Source organism: Micromonospora sp. L31 (assembly GCF_052068075.1).
Taxonomy (GTDB): domain Bacteria; phylum Actinomycetota; class Actinomycetes; order Mycobacteriales; family Micromonosporaceae; genus Micromonospora; species Micromonospora purpureochromogenes.
The window spans coordinates 308159-330741 of the sequence record NZ_JBQHDC010000005.1 but is presented as its reverse complement, the minus strand read 5'-3'; the positions used below and the strand labels follow the sequence as shown (position 1 = coordinate 330741).

Genomic DNA, 22583 nt, shown 5'->3' with positions numbered 1-22583 from the left:
CCGATGACCGACGCGGTCGGGCGGTTCCCCGCCGACACCCTGGACCAGTTCGTACTCGGCCCCGCCGTCCGCACCCCGGACAAGCCGGCGGTGATCGAGCGGGCCGGCGGCGCGCTGGTGACGGTCACGTACGGCGAGCTGGCCCGCGCGGTCGACGTGCGGGCCTCCGCGCTGGCCGAGGCGGGCGTCGGCACCGGCGACCGCGTCGTCATCGAGTCGCAGACCTCCGCCGCCGCCATCGCGCTGCTGCTCGCCTGCTCCCGGCTCGGCGCGGCGTTCGTGCCGGTCGACCCGGACACCCCGGACCTGCGGGTACGCGCCATCGTCGAGGCGACCGACCCGGTGCTGCACCTCCGGCCCGCCGGCCGTCCGGCCCGGGAACTGCCGTCGACCACCGCCGTCGCCGAGTTCAGCCCGGACGGGCTGGTCGCCCCCGCCGGCAAGCCCCGGCAGCGCCGTCGCCGCGCGGTGGTGGGCACCGACCCGGCGTACCTGATCTTCACCTCCGGGACCACCGGGCAGCCCAAGGGTGTGGTGCTCAGCCACCACGCCGCGCTGGCCTTCTACCGGGGCGCCCAGCGCTTTCCGGTGGTGGCCGCCGACGACGTGGTGGCCAGCACCTCGCCGCTGGCCTTCGACGTCTCGCTGTTCGACCTCGGGGTCACGCTGGGCAGCGGGGCGACCCTCGCGCCGGTGCCCCGCGAGTTCCTGAGCTTCCCGCGCCGGCTGCTCGGCTTCCTCCGCGATGCCGGCGCGACGGTGGTGCACGGCGTGCCCTCGCTGTGGCGGCCGTTGCTGCGCCACGAGCCCGACGGCCTGGCCGCCCTGGACCGGCTGCGCGGCATCCTCTTTGCCGGCGAGAACTTCCCGCTGGCCGAGCTGCGCCGGCTGCGCGAACTGCACCCGGGACTGCGGGTGGTCAACGCGTTCGGCGCCACCGAGACGGTGGCCTGCTCCTTCGCCGAGGTGCCCGACCCGCTGCCCGCCGACGCCGAGCGGCTCTCCATCGGCGACGGCTACCCGGGCGCCGAGCTGCTGCTGGTCGACTCCGACGGCAGCGTGGTCGACGCGCCCGGCGCGGTCGGCGAGATCCACGTCCGCTGCCCGTCGCTGTTCAGCGGCTACTGGGACGACCCGGCGGCCACCCGGCAGGTGCTGGTGCCCGACCCCCTGGAGCCCCGCTCCGGGCAGCTCGTCTACCGCTCCGGCGACCTGGCGTACCGGGGGGCCGACGGGGAGCTGTACTTCTGCGGCCGGACCGACTCGATGGTGAAGATCCGGGGCAACCGGATCGAGCTGGGCGAGGTGGAACGCCGGCTGCTGGACCACCCGACGGTCGGCGCGGCGGTGGCGGTGGCGGCCCCGGCGGCCGACGGCGAGCCGAGCCTGCACGCCTTCGTGGTGCCCCGGCAGGGCGCCACCGTCGGCGCGGCCGAGCTGGTGGAGCGGTGCCGGCGCACCATGCCGGCGTACATGGTCCCGGCGCGGTTCCACTTCCTCACCGAGCTGCCGCTGACCGCCAACGGAAAGGCGAACCGGACCGCGCTGGCCGAACTGGCCCGCGCGGCCCGGTAGGCCGCCGGATCATCCCACCAGGGTCCGCTGCCGCGGCCGGGGCCGCAGCGCGAGCGCCGGGGTCAGGGTCAGCACGTCGAACGGTCGCCGCGCCGCGTCCACCCGGCCCCAGAGCCCGTCCGGGCCGGAGACGCAGAGCCGGGACACCCCGTGGGCGCGCAGCGTCTCCAGCGCCCCGGGCCAGCGCACCTGCCGGACGATCCCGTCCAGCAGCAACCGACGCACCTGCTCGCCCCGGGTCAGCACCGCGCCGTCGTGGTCGGAGACCATCGGCAGCCGCGGGTCGGTGAACGGCAGCCCGGCCACCAGCTCCCGCTCCATCGTCGCCCGCAGCGGGGCGAAGGCGGCCGAGTGCATCGGCGGGCTCATCGTGTACAGCGGCAGGCCGCCGCGCGCCCGCACGGCCGCCTGGAGCCAGTCCAGGCGGTGCCGGCGTACCGAGAGCATCCAGAAGTCGTCGTCGACGTGGCAGGCCGTCTCGTACCACTCGCCGGCCTCGTCCAACTCGCCGAGGATCTCCGCCAGCCGGGCCCGGGGTGTCCGGGCGAAGGACTGGGTGACCACGTCGCTGTGGGCGTGGGCGAAGTACTCGTCCAGGTGCCGGTTCCAGCCGACGGTGAGCCGTACCGCGTCGGGGAAGCTGAGCGCCCCGGCGTAGACGGCGGCCGGCGTGCCGCCGAAGCTCGGCCCGACGACGATGTCGGGCCGGACGTCCAGCGCGTCCTCGGCCCAGTACGCCAGCGCCAGGCAGACCACCAGGAACGCCACCCGCTCGCTCTCCGAGTAGCCCCCCTCGGCCTGCCGGTAACGGTCCACCAGCGACCAGCCGAGGGCCTCGTCGGCCTGCGCGGTCAGCCGGCGCGCCTCCGGGTTGATCAGCAGGAAGCGCCCGACCTGCGCGAACGAGCTGGGGCTGATGCCGGGGAAGACCACGGCGGTGGCCCCACCGCCGGGCTCCGCCCCGGCGCCGTCGGGCACGGGGCCGGTCACAGCAGGACCTCCGACCGGTACGCCGGCGGCGCGGCCAGGATCTGGGTGGCGATCGCCTCGACGTAGTCGGTGATGGTGACGTCCCGGTCGAGGTAGGGGACCAGCTCGCGGGTCCGCTCGTAGAGCTCACGGGTGACCGGGGAGAGCCCCTCGTTGCCCCGGATGTCGACCGCCTGGGCGGCGCAGAGCAACTCGAAGGCGACCACGTAGGTGGCGTTGGCGAGCACCTCCCGGGCCCGCCGGGCGGCGACGAAGCCGAACGAGACGATGTCCTGGAAGTCGCCGGTGCTGGTCAGCGACTGCACGGACATCGGCACCGCCAGGGCCCGCGTCTCGGCGGTCAGCGAGGCGGTCATGAACTGCCCGCCCATCAGGCCGAGCCGCAGGCCGGGGTTCTCCCGGCACAGGAAGGCCGGCAGCCCGTTGCTGTTGCTCTTGTCGAGGAACCGGTCGATCCGCCGGTTGGCCAGGTTGGTCAGGGTGGTCAGCGAGATGACCAGGTGGTCCATCGCCATCGCCACGTACTGGCCGTGGAAGTGCCCGTTGTGGAACACGTCGTTCTCGTCCGGCACCACCAGCGGGTTGTCGTTGGACGAGTTGAGTTCGGCCTCCAGCGTCTCGCCGATCCGGAGGAAGCTGTCCAGCACCGGACCGAGGATCTGCGGCGTGCACCGGATCGAGTACGCGTCCTCGATGGGCTGCGAGCCGGCCTTGGCCGAGGAGTCCATCTCGGCGGCCAGCGCCGCCTCGGTCTCCTGCTCGTTGACCGCCAGGGTGGACTCCTGCAGGGTGCGCCAGAGCCGCGCGGCGATCTCGCGCTGACCCTTGTGCGGCTTCAACTCGTGCACCCGCGGGTCGAACGGCTTGGTCATCCCACGCAGCCCCTCCACGGACAGCGCCGAGACCGTCAGGTACGTCTCCAGCAGCCGGCCGGCCTGGGCGAAGACCAGGCCGCCCAGGCCGACCATGCCGGAGGTGCCGTTGATCAGCGCCAGCCCCTCCTTGAAGCTGAGCGTCATCGGCTCGATGCCGGCCAGCCGCAGCGCCTCCGCGGCAGGCATGGTCTCGCCCCGGTAGCGGGCCCGCCACTGGCCGACGCAGGCCAGCGCGATCGCGGCGAGCGGGCCGAGGTCTCCGCTGGTGCCCAGCGACCCCTTCTCCGGTACGCACGGGATGATCCCGGCGTTGTACACGGCGATCAGCTTCTCCAGGTTCGCCGGCGAGATCGCCGAGTTGCCCCGGGCCAGCGACACGATCCGGGACAGCATGATCGCCCGGACCGTCCGGTCGTCCAGGTGCGGCCCGACGTTGGTGGCCACCGCGTTGATCAGGTTCTCCTGGAGCTGCTGGGCCATGGTGACCGGCACCAGCCAGTCGACGAAGCCGCCCATGCTGGTGTTGACGCCGTAGATGACCCGGCCCTCGTCGACGAAACGCTGCAGCGTCTCCCGGGAGGTCTGGACGCGCTGCCAGACCTTGTCGTCGAGGCCGACCGGCACCGAGTGCGTGGCCGCCGCCTCCAGTTGCTCCAGCCGGACCCATTGGTCGGCTGCCACAGTGAATTCCACGAGATCGAACCCCCTCCGCGGGACGGATGTCAGCGTTGTCCGCGTCGGGTGGGACCATCGGGCAGCGCGGTGTCGCACTGCCTCTGAACAGGTGCCCCGTGGAACCCGACGGGTGCGCAGGGTCAGTCAAGCCGCCTCCGTCGCGGGTGGAACAGACCGGGCGTACCCCTAGAAGGGCGCGAGCGGCCCCTAACCGGGGCCCGGCCCGGACCCCTTGCCCCGGCCGGCGCCAGCCGCGCCCATTGGAACGGCTCGCGGTGGCGGAAGGTCCCCATCGGGTACGCGAGGCCGGGGTGTCCGGTCCAGTCCGGCACCCCGTTTCGGCAGAACCTAGCCGAGCGGGGCTGGGCTCTCCGAGCGGAGCCTGATCACCTGGGCTGAGCCGCAGTCGCTGCGGGGAGTGGGGTGGTGTCATGCGGCCCTGTAGAGCTGATGACGTAAACGAATCAGCCCTGTCGGGGTGGATGCCGCGACGGGCGGATCGCGCCAATCTGGAAGCAGTGGTGTCGGTCGGCCGCAGCGGGCCACCACCAGGCGGATGAGCACCATCTTGCGGGATGGCGCCCGCCATCCAGTCGGCTGAGTCGTCCACGACATCAGCTCGAAAGGCTCAGAACCCCTACCGCGCCGGGCGCCGACCACCACGGCGCCCGCAACGCGCCACGCCGGCCGACTGACGCGTGGAACACCATGGGTGCCGAACGACCGCGGTGACACCGGCCTGGGGGAGTGGGTTCCCTCCGCCGGGGGAGGCTGCCGCGGCGGCGCGTTCGTAGCGTCAGCGGCATGGATACGACAGGTGCCGCTACGTCCGCCGCGCTCACCGGCGGGGGTGGGCGCTGATGCTGGTGCGGACCACCACCCTGGTACGCCGGCCGCCGGAGGCGGTCTGGCCGCTGCTCTGCGACTCGCGGATCACCTCGACGCCCCGCTGCCCGGTGTTCCGGCTCGGCGCGCCCACCCCGGTCGAGTGCTTCCTGCCGGCGGGGCCCGGCGCGGTGGGCGCGCCCCGGCAGTGCGTCTCCGACCAGGGGGTCGTGTACCAGCGGATCACCGAGTGGTCGCCGCCGGCCCGGCTGGCGTTCCACATGGAGCGCACCGACCTGCCGTTCGGCCCGTGCGTCGGCGCGTTGACCGACACTTTCGAGCTGACGCCGGCGGCCGGCGGCCGGGCGACGCGGCTCACCCGCAGCACTCGGGTCGAGGTGCGCGGTCGGTTCCGGTGGGCCCGGGCCCTGGCCGTCGGGATCGGGCTCAAGGCGGTGCACCGGTTCGTCTTCCGCGACTGGCGCCGCTGACTGAACCCGCCCTTCAGCTCCCCCGGGGTGTGCCTACGCCTCGCCGGCGCGGTGGGCCGCGGCGAGCCGTTTCGGCGCCCGGGCGTACCAGGCGTCCAGGACCAGCTCGGTCAGCTCCGGCACGGTGATCCGGTCCAACCGGACCAGCACCGCCGGATAGCCGTCGAAGTGCGGGGTGGTGAAGTAGATCGCCGGGTCGTCGGCGAGCAGCGCCTCCTTGGCACCTAGGTCGGGCAGCTGCGCGCCGAGGATCGGACCGTCGGGAGCGGCGTCGCCCAGGGCGTCGTGGTCCGCCCGGCGCAGCGGTCGCTCCCACACGAACGGCTTGTCGCGTACCCGCCAGGCCGGCGCGCCGTCGTATGACGGCCGCTCCGTCGTCTCCGGCAGGGCGAGCGCGAGCCGACGTACATCGTCCCAGGTGGCCACGGTCCGACCATACGACCGCCGGCCCGGCGGGAAAAGGACCGGGCGCTCAGGGGAGGGGGTGGGAGATGTTGCGGGCGTGGTCGGCGACGGCGGCGGCGACCACCGTCGCCTCCAGCGGCAGCATCTCCAGGCACCGTCGGACGGCGGCGGCCATCAGCACGTTCGGCACCCGCATGGACAGGGTGCAGTGCGGCACCCAGCGCCCCGGGTGGTACTGCTCGGACAGGGTGATCCCGGCCCGGGTCAGCCGCTCGTGCACCAGGGCGTGCTGGGCCAGCAGCTCGACGGTGGGGGTGACGCCGAGCCAGAGCACCCGGCCGACGAACTGGCCGGCGTGGTCGAAACTGAGCCGCAGCGGCGTGGCGACCACCGTTCCGCGCAGGGCGTCGGCCACCCGCTCCGGGTCGAGGCGGGGCGCCACGGCGAGGGACACGTGCGGCCGGTGCCGCTGCTCCAGCAGCGAGCGCATGCTCTGTACGCCCTCGGCCTCCAGCGCGTCCCAGAGCACCCGGATGCGACGGGTGGCGTCGGTGTCCAGATACAGCTCCAGCGCCGCGACCACGTGATCACCCTAGATGCCGGGTTTACCGGCCCCGGCCGGCGGTACCCGACCGGAGACGGCGGCCCGCGAAGGAGTGTTCCGGTGGACGTGGACGACCTGCTGACCGAGATCTACGACCGGCTGCCCGACCTGGTGCGCGCGGCGGTGGACGGGCTGAGCCCGGCGGAGCTGCGCCGATCGCCGACGCCCGGCGGCAACCCGGTCGGCTGGCTGGTCTGGCACCTGACCCGGATCCAGGACCACCATGTCGCCGACCTGCTCGGCGCGGAGCAGGTCTGGACCGCCGGTGACTGGGCCGCTCGGTTCGGCCTGGACCCCGATCCCAACGACACCGGCTACGGCCACACCCCGCAGCGGGTCGCCTCGGTACGCCCGGACAGCTCCCGCGCCCTGGTCGACTACTACGACGCGGTCGCGGGGCGTACCCGGACGTTCCTGGCCGGGCTGCGGCCGGCGGACCTGGACCGGGTGGTGGACGAGGCGTGGGACCCACCGGTGACCCTCGGGGTGCGGCTGGTCAGCGTGGCCGACGACGGGCTCCAGCACGCCGGCCAGGCCGGCTACGTCCGGGGCCTGCTCCGCGCCGGGTGAGCCGCCGTCACCCGGCCCGGCGCAGGGCGGCGTACGCGAGCAGGTGGAACGCCTGCGCCTCCGGGGAGGTGCCGGGGCGGGTGAAGTGCGGCGCGCCACTGACCGGCCGGACCAACCCGTGCCGGTCGACCTGCCGGGTGGCGGCGGCCAACAGGTCCCGCCCGACGTCCCGGTAGGCGGCCGGCAGCCAGCCGTCGGCGACCCCGGTCAGCGCCGCGTACGCCAGCATCTGCGCGACGTTGGCCTCGACGAAGCTGCCGGGGTCGTCGAGCACGTCGTGGAAGAGCCCGTCCGGCCGGCGGTGGGTCAGGCAGGCGTCGAGCACCGTCCGGGCGTGTCCGGCCAGCTCCTCGCGCTGCCCGGTCGGCCAGTCGGGCCGCAGCCGCAGCGCGCGGGCGATGCCGGCGACCACCCAGCCGTTGCCGGTGCCCAGTGCTGCGGCTGGTCCAGCCGTGCCCGGTCGGAGTCCCAGCGCGCCGCGTAGAGCCCGCTGCGCTCGTCGTACAGTCGGCGACGGTGACCGTCGACCTGGGCCGCCGCCGGTCCGGGATGCCCGCAGAGGGCGAGCAGCGGCACCACCATGTACACCGTGTCCGCCCAGACCTGCCGGTTGCCGAGCAGGTGGAACAGGGTGCCGTCGCCGGCCCGGGGCGCCCGGGTCAGCAGCCAGTCGAGCTGCCGGTCCAGCGCCGCCGCCCACCGCTCGTCCGGATGCGCCCGGACGGCGTGCCGCAGGGCCTCCCCGCAGGCCGCGCCGTTGACCGCGCCGTCCTCCCCGGAGACGTCGCCGAGCCGGCCGTCCGGGTGCTGACGGGTCACCGCCGCGTCGGCGAGCAGCACCGCCTGCTGGTCGAGCCCGAGGTCGAGCAGCGCCTGGCCGGTCACCCCCTGCTCCCACGACTGCCGCTGCATGGCCAGCAGCGCCGCGAGCACCCGGCCCACCCGGGGGTCGTCCGGTTCACGCATCGTCGCCTCCCTCCGCTCCTGCTACCCCGGATCCGGCGGGGCACCCGTGAGCCTTTCGGCTGCCGAGGGGAGGGACCGGGCCGCCTCACCCGGTACGGGTGAGGCGGTCTCACCCCGGCGCCTGCGATCGTGCTCACCGGGCTGCGGACCGACGGGGGAGGGGTGCCATGGCGACGTCGGGGACCGAGTTCCTGGAGCGGCTGTCGTCGCGCCGCCGCCCGCGACTGCCCGAGACCCTCACCGGCACGATCCGGCTCGACCTGCACGACGGGGGCCGCACGGAGCACTGGTACCTCACCCTGCACGACCAGTCTCTCGACGTAAAACGCTCGCCCGACGACGCCGACCTGGTGGTGCGGGCCGACCGGGAGGTCTTCGACCGGCTCGTCAACGGCCGGACGGAGGTGGTGCAGTCGCTGCTGCGCAACGACCTGACCGTGCAGGGCGACATGCGGTTGCTGCTGGCCCTGCGACGGATCTTCCCGGGGCCGGTCGACGCCCGGCACCCCCGCGACGTCGCCCGAGAGAGCCTGGGCCGGTGAGACAGGAACTCGTCCACGTCATCGCCGGCAACGCCTTCGCGGCCAGCGACGCCCAGGGCGACATGGAGGTCGACCCGCGGGCGCCGGTCGGGCTCTTCTCCTTCGACACGCGGTTCCTGTCCCGCTGGGTGCTCACCGTCGACGGCGAGCGGCTGCACGCCCTGTCCCGGGACGACATGAGCCACTTCGAAACCCAGTTCTTCCTGGTACCCGGCACGGCCAGCCACTACGTCGACGCGGACGTCTCGGTCATCCGGCACCGCTCCATCGACGACAGCTTCAACGAGCGGATCGCGGTGCTCAACCACTCCGCCCGCCCGGCCCAGTTCGTCGTCCGGATGGACATCGACGCCGACTTCGCCGACACCTCGGAGATCCGCAGCCCCCGGCCGCGCCGGACGACCGCGACCGCCTTCCCGAACGAGGGGGTGCTCCGGCTGCGGTACGAGCGGGAACGGTTCTGCCGGGAGGCGGCGGTCTCCACGACCGCCCCGGGCCACGTCGACGCGGGTGGCATCACCTACCGGATCACCGTGCCCCCGAACGGGCAGTGGGTCACCGACCTACACGTCAACATGATCATCCACGGCGCGGGCGGTCGTGACGTGCGGGCCAGCCTGGGGACGCACCGGCAGCGGGTCGACCACGACATGCGTCATGACCTGCGGGACTGGCTGGACCGGGCACCGCGGCTGGTGGCCGAGCGCGACGTCCTGACGGACGTCTACCACGGCGCGCTGACCGACCTGGCCGCGCTGCGCTACCCGCCGCTGTCCTACCCCGGGCGAGTGCCGGTGGGCGGCCTGCCCTGGGCGATGGCGCTCTACGGCCGGGACGCCATGATCACCTGCCTCCAGGCGCTGCCGTTCACCCCCGAACTGACCCCGACCACCCTGCGGCTGCTGGCTCTGCTCCAGGGCGGGCGACTCGACGACTACCACGACGAGGAGCCCGGCAAGATCCTCGGGGAGCTGCGCTACGGCGAGTCCGCCGGCTTCGGCGACGAGCCGACCGCGCTCTACTACGGCGCCGCCGACACCACGCCGCTCTTCGTCGTCCTGCTCGACGAGTACGAGCGCTGGTCCGGCGACGCCGCGCTGGTCCGGGAGCTGCAGCACCCGGCCCGGATGGCGCTGGACTGGATCGACGCGTACGGGGACCTGACCGGCGACGGCTACCTGCGCTACCAGCGGCGCAACTCGCGCAACGGGCTGGTCAACCAGACCTGGAAGAACTCGCCCGACGCGATCGTGCACCGCGACGGCCGCCAGGCCGCCCTTCCGCGAGCGACCTGCGAACTCCAGGGGTACGCGTACGACGCGAAGCTGCGGGGTGCCCGGCTGGCGCGGGAGTTCTGGGGCGACCCGGCGTACGCCCACCGGCTGGAGCGGGAGGCGGCGGCGCTCAAGGAGCGGTTCAACCGGGACTTCTGGCTGCCCCGGCGCGGGCACTACGCGCTGGCGTTGGAGCCGGACGGCACCCCGGTGGAGACACTCACCTCCAACATCGGCCACCTGCTGTGGAGCGGGATCGTCGAGGAGGAGCGGTCCGCGCAGGTCGCGGAGCACCTGCTCGGGCCGGAGATGTTCACCGGGTGGGGCGTGCGGACGCTGGCCGAGGGGCAGCTGCCGTACAACCCGGTGGGAGCGCACGTCGGCGCCGTCTGGCCGTCGGACAACTCGCTGATCGCCGCCGGCCTGCGCCGCTACCACCACGACGACGAGGCGGCCCGGGTCGCGGCCGGCGTCCTCGCGGTCGCGGAACTGCTCGGCGGCCCGGTGCCCGAGGTGATCGCCGGCTACCCGCGCGAGATCACCCGGTACCCCGTCCAGCTGCCGATGGCGGGCCGCCCCCAGTCCTGGGCCTCCGGCGCGCTGCTGATGCTGCTGGGCACCATCCTCGGGCTGCGGCCCTGCGGGGACGAACTGCTGGTCACCCCGGCCGTGCCGCAGGGCTTCGGCCGGCTGGAGCTGCTGGACGTCCCCGGGCGCTGGGGCCACGCCGACGCGTACGGCCGGGACCGCTCGGCCCGCGCGAACGGGCGGCGTCCCCGTTCGCGCTGACCGCGCGACCACGTCGCGCGTACCGCCCTCGACGGTGGCCGCGGCGCGGTCACCGCTGTGCGGCGGGTGTCTCCGTCGCGGCGTCGTCGGGGGCCGGGCCCGGCGCGGGAACGGCGGGCGCCGGGGCGTCGGCCGGCCGGGCGGCGACCCGCCGGGACAGCCCACGGTCGACGCCGACGAAGAGCAGGCCGAGCAGCCAGAACGCAAAGGCGAAGAAGATCGCGCTGACCGACACCCCGGCGTAGCCGAGCTGCCCGGCGTCGATGAACGGGTACGGGTACCGGTGCACGAGGAGCCCGCGCACCAGCGCGAAGCCCAGGTACGCCAGCGGGAAGGCCAGCCACCAGGCGGCGTAGCGCAGCCGTAGCCGGCCGCGCTGGTCGAACAGCGCCCAGTCGGCGATCGCCAGCAGCGGCACGACGGTGTGCAGGAACTGGTTGCCCAGCGCCTCGCCGAGCGCGCGGTCCGGCTGGGGCATCGCGAAGGGGCTGGCCGGGTTGGCCAGGACCAGGTGGTAGACCACCCCGGTGATGGTGATGTAGAGGGTGACCGCGCCCTTGAGCGCCGACGGCGGCTCGGGCCGGGCCCGCCAGGCCCGCCACCCCGCGTGGCCCGCGAACAGCCCGACCGCGACGTTGCTCTGGATGGTGAAGTACGGCAGGAGACCGGTGACCGTGGCCGGACCGAGCGCGGTGAGCACGATCCCGGCCAGCACGCCGATGACGATCGCCAGGCGGAAGGCCACCGCCACGCGTCGACGCCGCAGACTCATCGGCGCAAGCTACCAGCCCCGCCGCTCACCAGCCGGCGGAGCCGGCTGGCCGGCGATGGTCAGCCGGTCGGGCGGGACGGGACGGTCCGGGCGGGGGCGTCCGGCTTGCCGCCCGCGGTGGAGGGCGCGTCCGACGGCCGGCCGGTCGGCCGCTCGGTGGGCGTCGAACGGGCGGCCGAGGGGGATGCGGAGGGCGGTGCCGGGACCGCGCTGTCGCGGACCACGCGCTCGCAGTAGCCGGCCACCTCGTCCCGGCCACCGGCCCTGGTGACGAGGCCGGCGAAGGCCGGGTTGTCCAGGGCCCGACCGGGGTTCTCCCCGACCGCGGCGCGGTAGGAGCGGCACAGCCCGAGGATCGACGCGGCCGGTGTCGGCCGGCTCGGTTCCGGCTTCACGCTGGACGGAGCGGCGGACCCGCCGGGCCCGGCGGTGGTGGGCGAGGTGGACTGCGGCACGGCGGACGGCGGGGTGACCGGCGCGTCGCGGTGCAGCGGTCCGGGCAACGTGCCGGTGGCGGCGGCGAAGGCGACGCCCCCGGTGGCGGCCACGGCGAGACCGGCGAGCGCGACCTTCAGCCCGGCCAGTCGGGCCAGGGAGAATGAGCGGACGGGCGACGGAGCCGGCAGCGGAGACCCGGCGCGGGCACTGCGGAACGCGTGCATCGCGGCGCTCTCCCCGCGCAGCTCGCCGGGGTGCGGCGCGGCACGCACCGCCGTCAGCAGCCGGACGAGCGGCTCCGGCCCGTCGTGCGCGTCGACGACCGGGCCGACGAGCAACCGCTCGACGGTTTCCTGGTCCATCCGATGTGCGTTCATCTCGTGTCCCTCAGCGCCGGGCACCCCCCCGACGTCACATCTCCGCCCTGAGGGTGGCGCTGATCACGCGGCGACACCTGTCAGGTCAACCGCGACGCGCCAGCACCCTTACGGTGCGTGACAATGAGGGTGTTGCGCTGCCCGATGCGTTGAGGGGCAGGCCAGCGAGATCGGCGGGACCCGGGACGTCTGCGACCTCGATCGAGCCCGCTGACCGGGGCGGGTCAGCCCATCGTCTTGGCGCCGTCGATCACCTCGCGGAGGATGTCGGCGTGCCCGGCGTGCTGCGAGGTCTCCGCGATGAGGTGCAGCAGGACCCGGCGTACCGACCAGCTCGCACCCGGCTCGAACCAGGGCGCCACCGGCAGCGCCTGCGCGGCGTCCAGGTCGAGGGTGGCGATCAGCTCGTCGGTGCGGGCGGCGACCTGCGCGTAGTGGTCGAGCAGCCCGGCGAGCGTCTCACCCTCGACCATCCGGAACCCGTTCGCCCAGTCCAGCGGCTCGCTCTGCATCGCCTCCGCGCCACCGACCGCGAACCGCATCCAGCGATCCTCGGTGACCGCCACGTGCTTGATCAGCCCGCCGAGGCAGAGCTCACTGACGGTGGTGCGCGCCGCGGCCTGCTCGTCGGTCAGCCCGCGCACCGTCTGGCGCAGGAAACCCCGGTGCCGGCCGAGGGTCTGGGTCAGGTCGGCCCGCTCGCCGGTGAGAACCCGCTCCGAAGTGGTCATCGCTGCACCTTCCGTCGATGTCGTCGAGGTTCAGGCTAGGCCGGTGCACCGACACTTTCCGCGCCCGCCACGTGACGCCAGCGGTTGCCGATCCGGCGCTCCGGCGGTCCACTGAACTACATGGGTGACATTTTGGTCGGCACGTCCTCCTGGGCGGACCAGACGCTGCTGCGGTCCGGCTGGTACCCGCGGTCGGCGAAGACCCCCGCCGACCGGCTCGGCTTCTACGCCCGCCACTTCGGACTGGTCGAGGTGGACACCTCGTACTACGCGGTCCCGGCACCGGAGACCACCGCCGGCTGGGTCGAGGCCACCCCGCCCGGGTTCACCTTCGACGTCAAGGCGTTCAGCCTCTTCACCGGCCATCCGACGCCGGTGTCGATGCTGCCGAAGGACCTGCGGCCGGCCGGTGGCCCGGCCCGGATCCGCCGCCGCGAGCTGCCCGAGCGGGCGTACGAGGAACTGTGGCGCCGGTTCCGGGCGGCGCTGGAGCCGCTCGCGGCGGACGACCGGCTCGGCGCGGTGCTGTTGCAGTTCCCGCCGTGGCTGACGCGGGGTGAGGCCGCTCGGCGGCGGATCGTGGAGCTGGCCGGGCGCTGCCGGCCCTGGCCGGTGGCGGTGGAGCTGCGGCACGCCTCCTGGTTCGAGGACCCGGCCGCCGCCGAGACGGTGACCTTCCTGCGCGACAACGACCTCGGCATGGTCTGCGTGGACATGCCCCAGGGCCACCCGTCCTCGGTGCCACCGATCATGGTCGCCACGGCCGAGCCGGCGGTGGTCCGGTTCCACGGGCACAGCGCCCACTGGGAGGGCGGCAGCAAGGAGGACCGGTTCCGCTACGCCTACTCCGACGGGGAGCTGCGCCGCTGGGCGGAGCTGCTGGTCGACCTGGCCGAGAGCGCCGGCGAGCTGCACGTGCTGTTCAACAACTGCTGCGAGGGACAGGCCCAGCGCGACGCCGCCCGGCTGGCCGAGCTGCTCGGCGTGACCCCCGCGCCGGAGCGCGCCGGGGTGTGAGGCGGTTTGTCGTCCCGGGGCTCGGGTACCGCGCCGGCAACGACAGAAAGGTGCCGCGATGACGCAGGAACAACAGCCGGGCGACGGCCATAATTCGGCCTCCGCGCCGCTAGGCGGCGCTCCGGACCGAATGAGGGCCGTACCGGACGACGCCGAGGCCCGCCGGGTCCGCGAGGCGGAGGAGGCGCACGGCGGCAGCATGGCGCCGGGACTGGTGGACGAGACCGGCCGGCCCGTCGCCGAGCCGCCGCCGCCACCGGCCGCCGAGGAGGACGGCACCGGCTCCTGAGGCGGATGACGGACCGCTGGTCCGGTCCGGGGACGGACGCCGGCGGGACCGGCCACGGGTCGCCGTGGCCGGTCCCGTCCGCGTACCCGCGGTGACCGGGCCGAGGTGCGGTCGGGCCGTGCCGGGGACGCCTGTCCCGGGCACGGCCCGTCACCCCCACGTCAGTCCCGGGTGACCCCCTCCGGGTGCATCCCGGTGGCCTCCTCCAGCGCGTTGTCCGGCAGGTCCCCGCCGGCCGTGTCGTCGGGGAAGGTGCGTGCCGACGGCGCCGGGTCGGGCGGTGCGCCCGGCCCCGCGTCCGTGTAGCGGGTCGGCTCCACCGAACCGAAGCCGTGCCGGCCCTCCCGCCCGGACGGCCCGCTCGGCGCGCCGGCGCGGCGCTCACCCCGCCGGCCCTCCGGCACGGCGGTCTCCTCGCTGCCCTCGTCCATCGGGTCGTGCTTGCCCGCGCCCCAGGGCGGGTCCGCGTCGAAGCCGTCCGTGGTGCCCCAGGGGGCGGCGGACTCCGGCCCCCGCCCCGCGCCCCGCCTCGGTCCCTTGTTCGCCGTCATGGCCACCTCGCAGCTCGTCTTCCCGACCGGCCGTTGTCGCGCCCGTCCCGACCGGTACGCCGGCCGCCGTCGCCGACGGCCACCGGCGCACCGGTCGGGCCCGGCGTTCAGCCGGCCATCGCCATCCGGCGCTGACGGTTGGCCGTGCCCATCGCCGCGAGCTTCCCGATCGACGTCGGCGCGCTCATGATCCCGCCGGCACGTCCCAGCATCCCGCGGAACACCTGGCCGGGCTTCTGCTGCTCGCCCATGTACGACGTGACCACGACCAGCGCCCCGGTCAGCGCCGGAACGGCCCACTGGAGCAGCTTCATCTGCCGCTGGCAGGAGGCCACGTCGGACGGGGTCTGGTAGTTGGGCTCGGTGGTCCCCTGGACCGGCGGGTTGCCGGCCTTCTCCAACCGCATGCCGAGCAACCGGCTGTAGCCGGTCACCGCGAGCGCGCCGATGGTCAGCGCCGTCTTGACGGCGCTGATCCTCCCCACGCCCCGCTGGCCGAACACCCGCGGGCTCTCCGTGGCCAGTTCGCCGACCGCGCCGGCCAGGTGGGCGCCGATCGCCGCCGCGTTCACCGGCGTCCAGCGGGACCACCCCGCCGACGCGATCGGGAGTCGCTGAGTCGAGTCGCTGATCCGCGCCGCCGCCCCGTTGACGCCGAGCGCTCCCATCAGGGAGCCGCCGAACCAGGCTGCCAGGCCCAGATCGTGCATCGAGCGCAGTGCGGTGTGCCGTTCGGACATCTGATCCCCCTCCACCGTATTCGGGCGCAGCGGCATACCCGCCCGACGCGCGGCTACGCACCCGATCTCACCGGCGGTCGGGACGTCCCTTCACGCGCCGTTCGTCCCGGCGGTGCCGCCGGGAATCCGGGGGATGCCGCCGGGAATCCGGGGGTGGGGCGGGCCGGTACGGCCGCTCAGCGGCGGGGCAGGCCCGCCGCGAAGGCCGCCACCCGGGCGGCCAGCGGCCGCCCGGCGCGCACCCAGGTGAAGTGGTCCAGCGGGGCGCCGGCCTCGGCGGTCGTGTAGCGGTCCCGGGTGATCGGCGCGGCGGTCAGCTTGGCGCAGAGGTGGTCCAGGGTGCTGTGCGGGGTGTACTGGTCGTCGTCGACGCTGACCGCCAGCACCGGCGTGCCGATCCGCCCCACCGCCACCTCGGCGTCCACCCCGTCCAGCACCGGGAAGCGCCCGGTCCGGGCGGTGTGCGCCCAGTCCCGGATCACCCTGCGCGCCTGCCGCCCGCCGAAGCCCCAGCCCGGCCAGACGCCCAGTGCCGCCGCGGTCGCCGCGATGCCCTGGGTGTACGGCAGCACCCCGTACCGCCGGGCGCCGGGGTAGCTGCGCCAGTACGGCATGCCGACGGCGAGCAGGGCGAGCCCGTCGACCGCGTCCGCGCCGTGCAGGGCGAGGTGCAGCAGGGCCGCCTGCCCGCCGAGGGAGTGCCCGAGCAGCAGCCGGGTACGCCCGTCCAGCCGGGGCTTGAGCGCGTCGAGCACCGCCCCGACGTCACCGGCCAGCTCGGCGTAGCCGTAGCGGCAGGCGCGGCTCGGTGCGGGGGTGCTGGCGCCGGTGCCGCGCAGGTCGGCCACGACCACGGCCAGGCCGGCGTCGCGCAGCGCGGCGGCGAACGGGCGGTAGTAGCGGGCCCGGACGCCCATCGCCGGCCAGAGCACCACCACCGGCGCGCCGGCCGGCCCGTCCGGTTCGGGGTAGACCTGCACCCCGATGCGCGCGCCGTCGACGTCGACGAACTCCTGGCTGTACTCGATGTCCCCGCTCACCGCCCCAGCCTAAGCGGAAGCTACCGGCGGGTAGCAAGGGGTGTGCCCCGCTCCGCCCGCTCCACGGCGGCCAGCACCGCCGGCACGTCCAGCGCGGCCAGCGCCGGGTGCACGGCGGCGGCGTCGACCGGTTGCCGCTGCCCTACCCAGAGCGCCTGGTGCCAGGGCCGGTCCGGCGGGGGACCCCACTGCGCGGGCGGCACCGGGCCGAAGAGCAGCACCGACGGGGTGGCGTAGGCGGTGGCCAGGTGACCGATCCCGGTGTCGCCGCTGACCACCAGGCGGGCGTGGGCGACCAGCGCGGCCAGCTCCCCGAGGCCGGTCTCCCCGGCGAGCACCGCGTCGGCCGGCAGCCCGGCCAGGGCGCGCACCTGCTCGGCGATGCTCCGCTCGCCGGCGGTGCCGGTGACCACCACCCGGTGTCCCCGGTCGGTGAGCGCCCGGGCCACCTCGGCGAACCGGGCCGGCGGCCAGCGCCGTTGCGCCGCCTTCGCTCCCGGGTGGACGATGCTCACCCCGGTCGGCGTCCGTCCCGGTTCTGGGCGACGCAGGGCGAGGTCGGTGCGGTCGGCGGGGATGCCGTACCAGGCCAGCATCCGGCACCAGCGGTCGATCTCGTGCTCCTCGGCCCGCCAGTCCGGGCCGTCGCGGTGGCCGGCCTCGGCGTTGGCGAAGGCGAGCAGCCGGCCCGGCCGGACCCCGGCCAGCATCCGGTGCGACTGGGGGCCGCGACCGTGCAGGTTGACCGCCAGCTCCGGCGACGGGCCGGGCCACGCCAGGTGGCCCAGCCCGTCCGCCTCGACCAGCCGGTCGACCCCGCCGACCAGGTCGACCAGCGGGGCCAGCCAGCGCGGCGCGACCAGTGCCAGCTCCTCGTCCGGGTACGCGGCCCGCAGCGCGCGCAGCGCCGGCACCCCGGTCGCGAGGTCGCCGACGCCGAGCGCCCGTAACACCAGGATCACGGGTACGAGGACTCCTGTTCGGCGCAGACCACCAGCTCGCGTACCGCGCAGCCGGGCGGCTGCGAGAGGGCGAACATGACCGCCGCGGCGGTGTCGGCCGGGTCGTTGAGGATCGCGTCCGGACCCGGCTTGTACCGGTCGTCCCGGTCGTCGAAAAAGGCCGTCCGCATGCCACCGGGGACCAGCAGGGTCACCCCGACCCGGCCGGCCAGCTCGGCGGCGAGCGCCCGGGTGAAGCCGACCACCCCGAACTTCGCCGCGCAGTACGCGGTGGCGTCGCTGACCGCCTTGATCCCGAGCGTCGAGGCGACCGTCACCACCGTGCCGTGCGCGCGCTCCAAATGCGGCAGGGCCGCCCGGACCACGGCGGCGGTGCCGAGCAGGTTGATGCCGACGATCCGGTCCCAGGTCGCCCCGTCGATGTCGGCGAGCTTGCCGGGTACGTCCATCCCGGCGGCGGTGACCAGGCCGGTCAGCCCGCCGGCCTGCTCGGCGACGCGCCGGGTGGCCTCCTCGGCGGCGCGGGTGTTGCCCAGGTCGCACTCGACCCACGGCACCCCGTCGGCCGGCGGCTGCCGGTCCAGCACGTACGGCCGACCGCCGGCCTTCGTCACGGCGGTCACCACCGCCGCGCCGAGGCCGCTCGACCCGCCGGTGACCAGCACCGCCGATCCGTTCAGATCCCTGCTCATCGCGCTCCCTTGACCAGTCGGGCGCCGCGCGAGCGCGCGGCGCTGATCGTCGCGGTGGTGGACCGGCCCGCCAGGTAGGGCACGGTCACCACCCGGCCGCCCCAGCCGCGCACCAGCTCGGCCTCGGGCAGCTCGGGTGCGCCGTCGCCGGCGTAGTCGCCGCCCTTGACCCAGACGTCGGGGCGCAGCCGGGCCAGCGCGGTGGCCGGCGTGGGCTCGTCGAACACCACGACGGCGTCGACGCAGTCCAGCGCGGCCAGCAGCCGGGCCCGGTCGGCTGCCGGGTTGACCGGGCGGTCCGGACCCTTGAGGGCGCGGACGCTGCGGTCGGAGTTGAGGCAGACCACCAGGCAGTCACCGAGCCGGCGGGCCGCCTGGAGGGTGGCGATGTGCCCGGCGTGCAGGATGTCGAAGCAGCCGCCGGTGGCCACCACGGTGCCGCCGTCGGCGCGTACCCGGGCCACCAGCTCCTCGGCGGCGGACGTCGGGCGGCGCGACCCGGCCGGTTCGGGCTCCCGGCGGGCCAGCCCGGCCGCCCCGCCGGCGGCGACGTACGCGGACGCGGCGGCGACCGCCTCCTGCACCGCCTCCGAGGTGACCGCCCCGGCGGCCAGCGCGGTGGCGGCGGTGGCGGCGAAGCGGTCCCCGGCGCCGCAGGTGTCCTCGGCCCGTTCCACGTCGGACGGTGGCGGCACCACCAGCGGGGTGCTGCCGGAGTGGCAGAGCACCGCGCCGTCGGCGCCCATCGTCACCGCCACCGCGCCGACCCGCCAGCGCCGGCGCAGCTCGTGCCCGGCGCGGGTGGCGGTGGACAGTGGCGACCCCGCGCCGGCGTCGCCGGTGAGCTGTCGCAGCTCGGCGAGGTTGGGGGTGGTCAGCCGGGCGCCCGGCACCGCGACCGGCCCCCGGGGGTGCGGGTCCCAGACCACCGGGGCGCTCGCGTCGGCGAGCGCGGCCCGCAGCGCGGGCTGCCGGACCAGGCCCCGGCCGTAGTCGCTGACCAGGATGGCGCCGGCCGAGGCGAGCACCTCCAGCGCCGCCTCGGGCGGCTCGCCGGGGGGCCGCGGCGCACCGCCACGGTCCAGCCGCAGCAGGGTCTGCCCGCCTGCCCGGAGCCGGATCTTCTCCGGCGTCGCCCCGGGCAGCCGCAGCGGGTACAGGCGTACCCCGGCGGTGGTGAGCAGTTCCGCGATGCGGGCTCCGGCGGCGTCGTCGGCGAGCGCGGTCACCAGCGCCACCTCGGTGCCCTGGGCGGCGGCGAGCAGCGCGGCGAGCCCCGCGCCGCCGGGCCGGTCGGTGCTGGCCCGCTCGTCGAGCACCGGCACCGGCGCGTCCGGGCAGACCCGGTTGACCGCGCCTTGGACGTCCCGGTCGAGCAGGGCGTCGCCGACGACCACCAGCGGCCGGCTCACGACGGGCACCCGCGGCGGTTCGACCCGTGCCCGTTCGGCCCGTGTCCGTTGGTGGTGTGGCCGTTGGCGCCGTGTCCGTTGGTGGAGTGGCCGTTGAGGGCGTGCCGGTTGATCCCGGGGCCGCTGCCGGCGGCGGCGAGGGCGGGTGCGTCGGCGCCGCCGGGGAGCCGGCCGGTGAACTCGACGGTCCGCCGCGGGTCCGCCGTGCGCGGGAGCTGGCGGACCAGCGGCAGCGCCTCGTCGACGTACTCGCAGAGCAGGTGCAGCGAGACCAGGTGCAGCTCCTGCACGACCTGACTGTCCGGCGAGGGCACCGCGAGCACGTCGTCGCAGACCTCGGCCAGCGGATTCGGCGCGGGACCGGTGAACGCCCAGCAGCGCACCCCGACCTCCCGGGCCGCCGCCACCGCCCGCAGCAGGTTGGTGCTGGTGCCGCTGGTCGACATCAGCAGCAGGATGTCGTTCTCCCGGCCGTGCGCGCGCACCTGGCGGGCGAAGACCTCGTCGTAGCCGTAGTCGTTGCCGATCGCGGTCAGCGACGACGTCTCCGCGTGCAGCGCGATCGCCGAGTAGGGCTCCCGGTCGTCGCGCAGCTTGCCGACCAGCTCGGCGGTGAGGTGCTGGGCCTCCGCGGCGCTGCCGCCGTTGCCGGCCGCCAGCAGCCGACCGCCGGTGGCCAGCGTCCAGGCCAACTGGGTGCCCCAGCCGGCCAGCCGCTCGGCGGTACGCCGGTACGGCACCAGCGCGGCGGCCAGCCCGGACAGGTGCCCGTCGAGGGCGGACATCGCGTCGTTCATCAGGCCACCGCCGGGGCGACTCGACCGACCGTGCTGACCGTGGCGTAGACCGCGCTCAGCTGCTCGGCGCAGCGCTTCCAGGAGTACCGGCTGCGGATGCGGTCCAGCGCCGCCGTGGCGTACGCGAACCGGCGCACCCGGTCGGCGAGCAGCCGGCGGATCGCGGTGCCCAGCGCGCGCGGGTCGCGCGGCGGCACCAGATCACCGGTCAGCCCGTCGACCACCGTGTCGGCGATGCCGCCCACGTTCGTGCCGACCACCGGCACGCCGCAGGCCATCCCTTCCAGCGGGGTGAGCCCGAACGGTTCGTACCAGGGGGCGGCCACGAGCACGTCGGCGGAGCGGTACCAGGCAGCCATCTCCTCGCGCGGGACCGCGCCGACCAGCTTGACCCGGTCGGCGACCCCGCAGGACTCGGCGAGCGCGCCCAGCCGGCGGGCGAAGCTGTCGGCGGGCAGCAGCTCGGCCGCCGGGCCGCCGACCACCACGCACTCGGCCTCCGGCACCGCCGGCAGGGCCCGGATGACGTCCTGGAAGCCCTTGCGCTCGACCAACCGCCCGACGGTGAGGATGCGCGGGCGGGTCGGGTGGCGGGGCGCGACCGGCCCCTCGGGACGGAACATCTCCTCGTTGACCCCGGACGGGACCAGCGCCATCCTCGACCGCGGCACGCCCAGCCGGACCAGCTCGCCGATCTCGTCCTGGCACTGGACGATCACCCGGTCGGCCGCCCGGCCCAGCGCCCGTTCGTAGCCGACCCGGCCCGGTGGACTGGTGTCCCGGGCCCCCTGGTGGCGCCGCTTCACCGAGCCCAGCGCGTGGTACGTCAGCACCACCGGGGTGTTGGTGCGCCGGCCGGCGTGCAGGGTGGCCAGGCCGCTCATCCAGAAGTGGGCGTGCGCCACGTCCGGCCGCCAGCCCTGCTCGCCCCACTGTTTGGCCATCCACCGCCCGAACTCGCCCATGTACGGCAGCAGCTCGTCCTTGGGCACCCGCTGCGCCGGCCCGGCGGGCACGTGGCGCACCTGGTAGCCGGCGGCCGCGTCGACCACGTCGGGCAGGTCGACCGCGTCCCGACGGGTGTAGACCCGCACGTCGTGCCCCTCGCCGACCAGGGCCGCCGCCAGTTCGGCGACGTGCGTGTTCTGCCCGCCCGCGTCCTCCTCGCCGAGGACGGCGAGCGGGCTGGCGTGCTCCGAGATCATCGCGATGCGCATGTTTCCTCCTCAAGGATCCGGTCCCAGTCGGCGAGGAACCGGTCGAGCCCGAAGCGTTCCTTCGTCACCTCCCGCGCCCGCGCACCCAACCGGTACGCGGCGTCGCGGTCCTCCGTCAGCCAGCGGGCCGCCTCGACGAGCGTGTCGACCCGGGTGGAGAGCACCCCCGCGTCGGGTGGCACCGCGTCCACGGCCTCGGTGGTGGCCAGCGCGACGACCGGCATGCCGATCGTCATGGCCTCGATGAGGCTCAGCCCCAGCGACGTCCACCGGCACAGGTGCAGGTACGCCCGCCGCCGGGCCAGCTCCGTGTGCATGACGTCCTGCGGCAGGTCGTCGTGGCTGGCCAGGCGTTGCCCGGGCAGCCCGAGCCGGTCGGCCAGCCCGGTCACCCCCATGCCGAAGACGTCCAGCGGGGCGATCTCGGCGAAGCGGAGCATCAGGTCGGTGCCGGTGACCCGCCAGCGCCGGATGGGTTCGTTCGTCACCACGGCGAGCCGGTCCAGCTCGCCGGTCCACTCCACCCTCGGCGGCACGATGCCGTGCTCGACGACGGTGGTGCGGGTGCCGCCGTTGTCCCAGAACAGCTCGTTGAAGTGGGTGACGTGGGTGAGCAGCAGGTCGTCCCGGTCGGCCATCGGGTGGCGGGTGGTGGGCACGTCGCCCTTGGGGGTGTTGTGCTCGACGTAGATCGCCGGCAGGTCCCGCCCGGGCCGCCGGCGCAGCCAGCGCTCGGCCAGCTCCAGCTCCTCGGGGCGTTGCAGCACGACCACGTCCACGTCGGCGTCGGCCAGTTCCTCGGGGGTCATCTCGACCGCGCTGGCCGGCCACGGATAGGTCCGGGCCCGGCCCAGCCCGTACGGGCCGCGGTCGGGGGTGACCGGCACCAGGTAGCGGTGCGTGCCATGCACGAAGGACGTGGTCCAGGAGCCGTGCACGTGCCAGAGCAGGACGTTCATGACCCTCC

General features: G+C 75.1%; 23 protein-coding genes and 1 pseudogene. 7 read left to right on the top strand and 17 right to left on the bottom strand.

Going from position 1 to position 22583, the window contains the following annotated elements; genetic code table 11:
- Positions 1-3 precede the first annotated feature (3 nt).
- Complete coding sequence (locus ACTMS9_RS16825) at positions 4-1575, top strand: amino acid adenylation domain-containing protein (RefSeq protein ID WP_441165400.1); 1572 nt, start codon at positions 4-6, stop codon at positions 1573-1575.
- A 9-nt stretch (positions 1576-1584) separates the two neighbouring features.
- On the opposite strand, the gene ACTMS9_RS16820 is transcribed toward ACTMS9_RS16825, so the two are convergent.
- Complete coding sequence (locus ACTMS9_RS16820; protein WP_441165399.1) at positions 1585-2565, bottom strand: ACP S-malonyltransferase; 981 nt, start codon at positions 2563-2565, stop codon at positions 1585-1587.
- On the bottom strand, positions 2562-4121 hold the full coding sequence (locus tag ACTMS9_RS16815) for a phenylalanine aminomutase (D-beta-phenylalanine forming) (RefSeq protein WP_441165398.1): 1560 nt from the start codon (positions 4119-4121) through the stop codon (positions 2562-2564). The genes ACTMS9_RS16820 and ACTMS9_RS16815 overlap by 4 nt, the downstream gene beginning before the upstream one ends.
- 854 nt (positions 4122-4975) lie before the next feature.
- Between ACTMS9_RS16815 and ACTMS9_RS16810 the strand changes: the two genes are divergently transcribed.
- A complete protein-coding gene (locus ACTMS9_RS16810; RefSeq protein ID WP_441165397.1) occupies positions 4976-5431 on the top strand; it encodes an SRPBCC family protein in 456 nt (151 codons plus the stop codon).
- 33 nt (positions 5432-5464) lie between these two features.
- Here ACTMS9_RS16810 and ACTMS9_RS16805 read toward each other — a convergent pair whose 3' ends face one another.
- Together ACTMS9_RS16805 and ACTMS9_RS16800 are read right to left on the bottom strand one after the other, a co-directional pair.
- Positions 5465-5857: an MmcQ/YjbR family DNA-binding protein gene (locus ACTMS9_RS16805; RefSeq protein WP_210779555.1), complete on the bottom strand. Its 393-nt coding sequence runs from the start codon at positions 5855-5857 to the stop codon at positions 5465-5467.
- A gap of 46 nt (positions 5858-5903) precedes the next feature.
- The gene (locus tag ACTMS9_RS16800) at positions 5904-6419 is read right to left on the bottom strand and encodes a 2'-5' RNA ligase family protein (protein ID WP_441147893.1); all 516 of its coding nucleotides are present in this window, start codon (positions 6417-6419) and stop codon (positions 5904-5906) included.
- A gap of 81 nt (positions 6420-6500) precedes the next feature.
- On the opposite strand from ACTMS9_RS16800, the gene ACTMS9_RS16795 reads away from it, so the two are divergent.
- On the top strand, positions 6501-7010 hold the full coding sequence (locus tag ACTMS9_RS16795; RefSeq protein ID WP_441147895.1) for a mycothiol transferase: 510 nt from the start codon (positions 6501-6503) through the stop codon (positions 7008-7010).
- Between the two features lie 7 nt (positions 7011-7017).
- On the opposite strand, the pseudogene ACTMS9_RS16790 reads toward ACTMS9_RS16795, so the two are convergent.
- A pseudogene (locus ACTMS9_RS16790) lies at positions 7018-7922 on the bottom strand (glycoside hydrolase family 88 protein).
- Between the two features lie 221 nt (positions 7923-8143).
- Here ACTMS9_RS16790 and ACTMS9_RS16785 point away from each other — a divergent pair.
- Both ACTMS9_RS16785 and ACTMS9_RS16780 read left to right on the top strand, forming a co-directional pair.
- Positions 8144-8518 carry an SCP2 sterol-binding domain-containing protein gene (locus ACTMS9_RS16785; protein WP_441147897.1) on the top strand — a complete coding sequence of 125 codons (375 nt, stop codon included), beginning with the start codon at positions 8144-8146 and terminating at the stop codon, positions 8516-8518.
- Complete coding sequence (locus tag ACTMS9_RS16780) at positions 8515-10581, top strand: amylo-alpha-1,6-glucosidase (protein ID WP_441165396.1); 2067 nt, start codon at positions 8515-8517, stop codon at positions 10579-10581. Before ACTMS9_RS16785 ends, ACTMS9_RS16780 begins: the two co-directional genes overlap by 4 nt.
- 49 nt (positions 10582-10630) lie before the next feature.
- Here ACTMS9_RS16780 and ACTMS9_RS16775 read toward each other — a convergent pair whose 3' ends face one another.
- The 3 genes from ACTMS9_RS16775 to ACTMS9_RS16765 form a co-directional block, all read right to left on the bottom strand.
- Complete coding sequence (locus ACTMS9_RS16775; RefSeq protein ID WP_441147901.1) at positions 10631-11353, bottom strand: Pr6Pr family membrane protein; 723 nt, start codon at positions 11351-11353, stop codon at positions 10631-10633.
- 59 nt (positions 11354-11412) lie between these two features.
- The gene (locus tag ACTMS9_RS16770; RefSeq protein WP_441147903.1) at positions 11413-12168 is read right to left on the bottom strand and encodes a hypothetical protein; all 756 of its coding nucleotides are present in this window, start codon (positions 12166-12168) and stop codon (positions 11413-11415) included.
- Between the two features lie 224 nt (positions 12169-12392).
- Positions 12393-12899: a DinB family protein gene (locus tag ACTMS9_RS16765; RefSeq protein ID WP_441147905.1), complete on the bottom strand. Its 507-nt coding sequence runs from the start codon at positions 12897-12899 to the stop codon at positions 12393-12395.
- Between the two features lie 120 nt (positions 12900-13019).
- Between ACTMS9_RS16765 and ACTMS9_RS16760 the strand changes: the two genes are divergently transcribed.
- Both ACTMS9_RS16760 and ACTMS9_RS16755 read left to right on the top strand, forming a co-directional pair.
- On the top strand, positions 13020-13916 hold the full coding sequence (locus ACTMS9_RS16760; protein WP_441165395.1) for a DUF72 domain-containing protein: 897 nt from the start codon (positions 13020-13022) through the stop codon (positions 13914-13916).
- Between the two features lie 58 nt (positions 13917-13974).
- Complete coding sequence (locus tag ACTMS9_RS16755; RefSeq protein ID WP_210779368.1) at positions 13975-14205, top strand: GTPase activator; 231 nt, start codon at positions 13975-13977, stop codon at positions 14203-14205.
- Positions 14206-14366: 161 nt separating this feature from the next.
- On the opposite strand, the gene ACTMS9_RS16750 is transcribed toward ACTMS9_RS16755, so the two are convergent.
- The 9 genes from ACTMS9_RS16750 to ACTMS9_RS16710 all read right to left on the bottom strand — a co-directional run bounded on the left by ACTMS9_RS16750 (position 14367) and on the right by ACTMS9_RS16710 (position 22575).
- A complete protein-coding gene (locus ACTMS9_RS16750) occupies positions 14367-14756 on the bottom strand; it encodes a hypothetical protein (RefSeq protein ID WP_441147909.1) in 390 nt (129 codons plus the stop codon).
- A gap of 107 nt (positions 14757-14863) precedes the next feature.
- Positions 14864-15496 (bottom strand): hypothetical protein, encoded by a 633-nt coding sequence (locus tag ACTMS9_RS16745; RefSeq protein ID WP_334574703.1) that lies wholly within the window; start codon positions 15494-15496, stop codon positions 14864-14866.
- Between the two features lie 176 nt (positions 15497-15672).
- Positions 15673-16536, bottom strand: a complete 864-nt coding sequence (locus ACTMS9_RS16740) for an alpha/beta hydrolase family protein (protein WP_441165394.1) — start codon at positions 16534-16536, stop codon at positions 15673-15675.
- A gap of 20 nt (positions 16537-16556) precedes the next feature.
- The gene (locus ACTMS9_RS16735; protein WP_441147913.1) at positions 16557-17498 is read right to left on the bottom strand and encodes a glycosyltransferase family 9 protein; all 942 of its coding nucleotides are present in this window, start codon (positions 17496-17498) and stop codon (positions 16557-16559) included.
- A complete protein-coding gene (locus tag ACTMS9_RS16730) occupies positions 17495-18190 on the bottom strand; it encodes an SDR family oxidoreductase (RefSeq protein WP_441147915.1) in 696 nt (231 codons plus the stop codon). Before ACTMS9_RS16730 ends, ACTMS9_RS16735 begins: the two co-directional genes overlap by 4 nt.
- Positions 18187-19602 carry a PfkB family carbohydrate kinase gene (locus ACTMS9_RS16725; protein ID WP_441165393.1) on the bottom strand — a complete coding sequence of 472 codons (1416 nt, stop codon included), beginning with the start codon at positions 19600-19602 and terminating at the stop codon, positions 18187-18189. The genes ACTMS9_RS16730 and ACTMS9_RS16725 overlap by 4 nt, the downstream gene beginning before the upstream one ends.
- On the bottom strand, positions 19599-20399 hold the full coding sequence (locus ACTMS9_RS16720; protein WP_441147919.1) for a D-sedoheptulose-7-phosphate isomerase: 801 nt from the start codon (positions 20397-20399) through the stop codon (positions 19599-19601). Before ACTMS9_RS16720 ends, ACTMS9_RS16725 begins: the two co-directional genes overlap by 4 nt.
- Positions 20399-21616, bottom strand: a complete 1218-nt coding sequence (locus tag ACTMS9_RS16715) for a glycosyltransferase (RefSeq protein WP_441165392.1) — start codon at positions 21614-21616, stop codon at positions 20399-20401. Before ACTMS9_RS16715 ends, ACTMS9_RS16720 begins: the two co-directional genes overlap by 1 nt.
- Entirely contained in the window at positions 21601-22575 is a 975-nt protein-coding gene (locus tag ACTMS9_RS16710; RefSeq protein WP_441165391.1) for a glycosyltransferase, read from the bottom strand. Before ACTMS9_RS16710 ends, ACTMS9_RS16715 begins: the two co-directional genes overlap by 16 nt.
- Between the last annotated feature and the right edge of the window lie 8 nt (positions 22576-22583).

Excerpts from the sequence above, each read along its gene's own strand:
- ACTMS9_RS16825 (WP_441165400.1), top strand. The coding sequence starts at position 4 with ATGACCGACGCGGTCGGGCGGTTCCCCGCCGACACCCTGGACCAGTTC.
- ACTMS9_RS16810 (WP_441165397.1), top strand. The coding sequence starts at position 4,976 with ATGCTGGTGCGGACCACCACCCTGGTACGCCGGCCGCCGGAGGCGGTC.
- ACTMS9_RS16785 (WP_441147897.1), top strand. The coding sequence starts at position 8,144 with ATGGCGACGTCGGGGACCGAGTTCCTGGAGCGGCTGTCGTCGCGCCGC.
- ACTMS9_RS16775 (WP_441147901.1), bottom strand. The coding sequence starts at position 11,353 with ATGAGTCTGCGGCGTCGACGCGTGGCGGTGGCCTTCCGCCTGGCGATC.
- ACTMS9_RS16770 (WP_441147903.1), bottom strand. The coding sequence starts at position 12,168 with ATGAACGCACATCGGATGGACCAGGAAACCGTCGAGCGGTTGCTCGTC.
- ACTMS9_RS16765 (WP_441147905.1), bottom strand. The coding sequence starts at position 12,899 with ATGACCACTTCGGAGCGGGTTCTCACCGGCGAGCGGGCCGACCTGACC.
- ACTMS9_RS16760 (WP_441165395.1), top strand. The coding sequence starts at position 13,020 with ATGGGTGACATTTTGGTCGGCACGTCCTCCTGGGCGGACCAGACGCTG.
- ACTMS9_RS16755 (WP_210779368.1), top strand. The coding sequence starts at position 13,975 with ATGACGCAGGAACAACAGCCGGGCGACGGCCATAATTCGGCCTCCGCG.
- ACTMS9_RS16750 (WP_441147909.1), bottom strand. The coding sequence starts at position 14,756 with ATGACGGCGAACAAGGGACCGAGGCGGGGCGCGGGGCGGGGGCCGGAG.
- ACTMS9_RS16745 (WP_334574703.1), bottom strand. The coding sequence starts at position 15,496 with ATGTCCGAACGGCACACCGCACTGCGCTCGATGCACGATCTGGGCCTG.
- ACTMS9_RS16730 (WP_441147915.1), bottom strand. The coding sequence starts at position 18,190 with ATGAGCAGGGATCTGAACGGATCGGCGGTGCTGGTCACCGGCGGGTCG.
- ACTMS9_RS16720 (WP_441147919.1), bottom strand. The coding sequence starts at position 20,399 with ATGAACGACGCGATGTCCGCCCTCGACGGGCACCTGTCCGGGCTGGCC.
- ACTMS9_RS16715 (WP_441165392.1), bottom strand. The coding sequence starts at position 21,616 with ATGCGCATCGCGATGATCTCGGAGCACGCCAGCCCGCTCGCCGTCCTC.
- ACTMS9_RS16710 (WP_441165391.1), bottom strand. The coding sequence starts at position 22,575 with ATGAACGTCCTGCTCTGGCACGTGCACGGCTCCTGGACCACGTCCTTC.